General features: G+C 73.8%; 2 protein-coding genes. One reads left to right on the top strand and one right to left on the bottom strand.

Annotation, left to right across the window (positions count from 1 at the left end):
• Positions 1–4,039, top strand: a 4,039-nt coding sequence (locus tag CCS38_RS25215; protein ID WP_223735599.1) for an ATP-binding protein, incomplete at its 5' end; no start/stop codon positions are given.
• A gap of 109 nt (positions 4,040–4,148) precedes the next feature.
• Here CCS38_RS25215 and CCS38_RS25210 read toward each other — a convergent pair.
• Positions 4,149–4,457, bottom strand: coding sequence for a hypothetical protein (locus tag CCS38_RS25210; protein ID WP_030253916.1), 309 nt, complete (start codon positions 4,455–4,457; stop codon positions 4,149–4,151).
• Positions 4,458–4,503: the final 46 nt, after the last annotated feature.

Genomic DNA, 4,503 nt, shown 5'->3' with positions numbered 1-4,503 from the left:
TCCCGTCCCCGAGGGCTGGGTGGAGTGGCCGCTCGGCGGTGAGCTGCGGATGGGCGAGTACCTGCTGCGGGTGGCCGAGCCCACCGAGGCGGACGCCGCCGTGACGGCCTCCGAGGACGGTGCGTACCTGGACTTCAACCGGCCACCGCGGATCGTGCCGCCGCTGGTGCCGGAACGGTTCACGCTGCCCTCGCCACCGGTGCCGCCGGCCCGGCGCACCATCCCGCTGCTGGTGGTGATCGCGCCGCTTTTCATGGGCGTCGGCATGGTCGTCTTCCTGCACTCGTACTTCTACTTGATGTTCGCGTTCTTCAGCCCGGTGCTCGCCATCGGCAACTGGATCAGCGCCAAGCGCAGCGGCTGGCGCGACTTCCTGACCTCGGTCGCCAACTACCGGGCCCGGCGCGCCTCGCTGGAGGAGGACGTCAAGGACATGGTCGCGCGCGAGCGTGGCCTGCGGGTCGCCGCCGGGCCCGACCCGGCCGCCGCCGGCATGTGGGCCGTCGGCCCCGGCGCCCGGCTGTGGGAACGCCGCCGCGGCCACTCCGACCATCTGCTACTGCGCGTCGGCACCGTACGCCAGGCGTCGCTGCTGACGATCGAGGACAGCTCCCGCGAGGACAACCACCGCTCCGTCAACTGGCAGATCCCCGACATGCCGATCGGCGTGAACCTGGCCGGGGACGGTGTCGTCGGCATCTCGGGCGAGACGGACGCGGCCCGGGCGCTGGCCCGCTGGACCGTCGCGCAGGCCGCGATCCTGCACAGCCCGCGCGACGTCCGGATCACCGTGCTCACCGACGCGGCGGGCGCGCCCGCCTGGCAGTGGGTGCGCTGGCTGCCGCACGCCCGCCCCGGCGAGGGCGGTGTCGCCGCGCCGCCGTCCGGCGGACCCACCGTGACCATAGGCAACGACCCGGAGACGGTTGCCAACCGGGTATCCGAACTGGTTTCCGCGATCCGCTCGCGGGCCCGTTCGCGGGAGTCCGCGATGGGCGGCGCGCTGCTCGCCGAGCCCGACCTCGTCGTGGTGCTGGACGGCGCCCGGCGGCTGCGGGACGTGCCCGGCGTGGTGCAGGTGCTGAAGGAGGGCCCGGCCGTACGGGTGTTCCTGATCTGCCTCGACCAGGAGGAGCGGATGCTCCCCGAGGAGTGCGTCACCGTCTGCGCGGTCGGCGCCCGCGAGGTGACGCTGCGCCGTACCGGCAGCGCCGACATCACCGGCATCCGGCCCGACCTGGTGGACACCGGCTGGTGCGAGCGGATCGGCCGGGCCCTGGCCCCCGTACGCGACGTCACCCCGGACGGCTCGGACGGCCTGCCGGACCGCGTCAAGCTGCTGGACCTGCTCGGCCTGGAACCGCCGCGGGCCGCCGAACTGGCCGCCCGCTGGACCAAGCGCCCGGCTTCCACCGGCGTCCTGCTCGGCACCGGCTACACCGGCCCTGTCACCTTCGACCTGGTCAAGGACGGCCCGCACGGCCTGATCGCGGGCACGACCGGCGCCGGCAAGTCCGAGCTCCTCCAGACGCTGGTGGCCTCCCTGGCGGCGGTCAACCGGCCGGACGAGATGACGTTCGTCCTCGTCGACTACAAGGGCGGCAGCGCCTTCGCCGGCTGCGAGCGGCTGCCGCACGTCCTCGGCATGGTCACCGACCTGGACAGCCACCTGGTCGAGCGCGCGCTGACCTCGCTGACCGCCGAACTGACGCGCCGCGAACGCATCCTGGCCGACGCGGGCGCCAAGGACCACACCGAGTACCGGGCGATGCGCCGCCGCGACCCCGCGCTGGCACCGCTGCCGAGGCTGCTGCTCATCATCGACGAGTTCGCCACCCTCGCCCGCGACGTGCCGGAGTTCGTACCGGGTCTGGTCGGCATCGCCCAGCGCGGCCGCTCGCTCGGCCTGCACCTGCTGCTCGCCACCCAGCGCCCGGCCGGTGTGGTCACCGCCGACATCCGCGCCAACACCAATCTGCGGATCTCGCTGCGCGTCACCGACGCCCTCGACAGCCAGGACGTCCTGGAGGTCAACGACGCGGTGTCCATCTCCAGCGACACCCCGGGCCGTGCCCTGGCCCGGATCGGGCACCGCTCGGTGCTCCCGTTCCAGACCGCCTTCGTCGGCGCCGTACGCGAGGACGGACAGGCCGCGGCCGCGGGCGACGGCAACACGGGCACCGGGCCGGACGCAGAGCACCGGGCCGACGTCTGGACCAGCGAACTGACCTGGTCGCTGCTGGGCCGTACGGCGGCCGAACCCGTCGAGGAGACCGCTGACCTCTTCGACGCCATCCAGGAGGCGATGGACCGCGCCGACGCGCCCACCGACCTGACGGCCCTGGTCGACGCGGTCCAGGAGGCCGCCGCTCAGCTGGAGATCGAGCGGCAGCCCAGCCCTTGGCTGCCCGCGCTGCCGAATGCGGTGAGCCTGGCCGAACTGCCCGAGCGGCCCGACCCGGCCGACGGGCGCCTCGCGCCGGTCGCCTGGGGCCTGGCCGACCTGCCGGGCGCCCAGCGCCAGGAGCCCCTGGAACTGGACCTGAGCCGCTTCGGGCACCTGTACGTCCTGGGCACCCCGCGCTCCGGCCGCTCCCAGGTGCTGCGCACCATAGGCGGCGCGCTGGCTCGCCGGCACTCCAGCGCCGACGTGCACCTGTACGGCATCGATGCGGCCGGCGGCGCGCTCGCGGCGCTGTCCGAACTGCCGCACTGCGGCGCCGTCGTACCGCGCGCCGACCTGGAACGGCTGGGCCGCCTGCTGACCCGGCTGACCGCCGAGATGGGCGCGCGCCAGGAACTGCTCACCTCCCACGGCGCGGCCAACCTCACCGAACTGCGCGCCCTGCTGCCGCCCGCCGAACGCCCCGCCCACGTGGTCGTCCTGATCGACGGCTGGGACTCGCTGGCCGCCCTGCTCGGCGAACACGACGGCGGCCGGCCGATGCACGAGCTGACCGCGCTGATCCGCGAGGGCGCGCCGATGGGGCTGCACGTCGTCGCCACGTCCGAACGGGCGCTGCTGACCGGCAAGGTCGCCTCGCTCAACGACGAGCGGCTGCTGCTCCGGCTCACCGACCGCAATGAGTACAGCCTGGCGGGCATCCCGCCGAAGCAGGTGCCGGCCGTCGTCCCGCAGGGCCGCGGCTGGCGCGGGGGCAGCGCCACCGAGGTGCAGGTCGCACTGCTCGGCGAACAGGCCCCACAGGGACAGGGGGCGCCGGTCACCGGACGCGACCAGGCCGAGGCGCTCAAGCGGATCGGGGAGCGTGCCGCGCAGCGCGACCGCGACCTGCCCGCAGCGCGCCGCCCCGCGCGCGTCCTGAGCCTGCCCCGCCAGGTGTCGTTCACCGACGCGTACGAGAAGGTACCGGCGGCCGACCGGCGCCCCCTGTGGGGACTGCTCGGCGTCGGCGGCGACGACCTGGGCGCCATCGGCGTGGACTTCGCGGCCGACGCGCCGTCCTTCCTCGTCAGCGGCCCGCCCGGCAGCGGCCGGTCCACCGCGCTCACCACGCTCGCGGTGTCGCTGCTGGCCGGCGGCACCCGGGTGGTCGCGCTCACCCCGCGCGAATCGCCGCTGCGGGGCCTGGCCCGGCACCCGCGGGCCGTCGTTCTCCAGGACCCGGACCCGCTGGCCGACGAGGTGAGCGCGGCACTGAACGCCGAACCGGGTCCCGCTGTGGTCCTGGTCGACGACGCCGACCTGCTCTCCCAGCTGCCTGCCTGTGACGCGGCGCTGCGGGAGGTCGCCACCACCGGCCGGGACCGCGGCGTCGGACTGGTCGCCGCCGCCACCGCCGAGACGCTGACCACGGCGGGCATCGGCTGGCTCGGCCTGGTACGGCGGGTCCGCAAGGGCGTGCTGCTGTCGCCGCAGTCACCGGGCGAGGGCGACATCCTCGGCGTGCGGGTGCCGTACGACCTGTTGCGGGGCCGTCCGACGCCGGGCCGCGGCCTGACCGTCGACCCGGTGACCGGCGCGCTGGTGTCGGTGCTGGTGCCGGAGACGGTGCTGCGCGACGGAGACGCCGGCTGACCGGCCGGCCCGTACATACGACGGTGCCCCGCCGCCGGACTTCTGGTCCGGTGGCGGGGCACCGTCGTGTTGTGACGTCCGCGTCGTACGGTCCGTGTCGTACGGGCCGTCAGCCGGCGTTCTTGGTGCCGGTCGCGATGTCGAGGTCCATCTTCTCGATGCTGTTCTTGATCTGGTTGAACTGGTTGGCGAAGGAGTTGATGCTCTCCACCGCCTTCTGCAGCGACGCGGTGAGGTTGCTGTAGGACTCCTTCAGCGCCGGGCTGCTCTGCTGCATGAACAGGCCGTTGTCCAGCAGGCCCTCGACGGAGGTCTTGGTGCTCAGCAGCAGCGGGTTGATGTCGTTGACGGCCTGCTTCATCACGCCGGAGACGCGCTGGATCTCGTTGTAGTCGATGTTGATGTTGCCTGCGGGCATGGTGCTGACTCCCTGGGTCGGTAGGGGGATGGGTGGAACCGGGACG

It is taken from the genome of Streptomyces purpurogeneiscleroticus, assembly GCF_020024005.1.
Taxonomy (GTDB): domain Bacteria; phylum Actinomycetota; class Actinomycetes; order Streptomycetales; family Streptomycetaceae; genus Streptomyces; species Streptomyces purpurogeneiscleroticus.
This window is presented reverse-complemented; position numbering and strand designations above follow the sequence as displayed.

What these genes read in the sequence shown, in the direction of transcription:
- CCS38_RS25210 (WP_030253916.1), bottom strand. Translation starts at nt 4,457, where the DNA reads ATGCCCGCAGGCAACATCAACATCGACTACAACGAGATCCAGCGCGTC.